This is a genomic window from Nocardioides sp. AN3 (genome assembly GCF_054653495.1).
This window is the reverse complement of sequence record NZ_BAAIGC010000095.1, coordinates 1-440: the sequence shown is the minus strand read 5'-3', so window position 1 is coordinate 440 and position 440 is coordinate 1. Positions and strand designations below refer to the sequence as shown.

The 440-nt window shown below is 70.5% G+C and carries 1 pseudogene; it reads left to right on the top strand.

What is annotated here, in order from left to right:
• A pseudogene (locus ACYQ1K_RS27950) lies at positions 1-440 on the top strand (hypothetical protein); the annotation flags it as partial.

Genomic DNA, 440 nt, shown 5'->3' with positions numbered 1-440 from the left:
GTCGCCGACGTCGAAGACCTCGGACCCCTCCTGCTCGAGCGACTCGCCGACCTCCTCGGCCACACCCGCATCACCCTCACACCCGTCATCGACCTCCACGTCGGCCGCGCCATCAACAGCTACACCCACCCCGCCGACGTCCGCGAACGCTGCCTGCTCCGCACCGGCGGCGACAGATTCCCCCACTCCACCGGCTCCACCCGCAACATCGACCTCGACCACCCCATCCCCTACGACCCCAACGGGCCACCCAGCCAAACCGGCGACCACAACGCCCTCCCCCTCACCCGCAGACACCACCGCGCCAAAACACACCTCGGCTACCAGGTCAAACCCCTCGGACCCGACCGCTGGCTCTGGACCACCCCCCACGGCCTGTGCCGCGTCGTCACCCTCACCGGCACCCAGCCCATCGGCCGCGCCGAGGCCTACCTCCACAC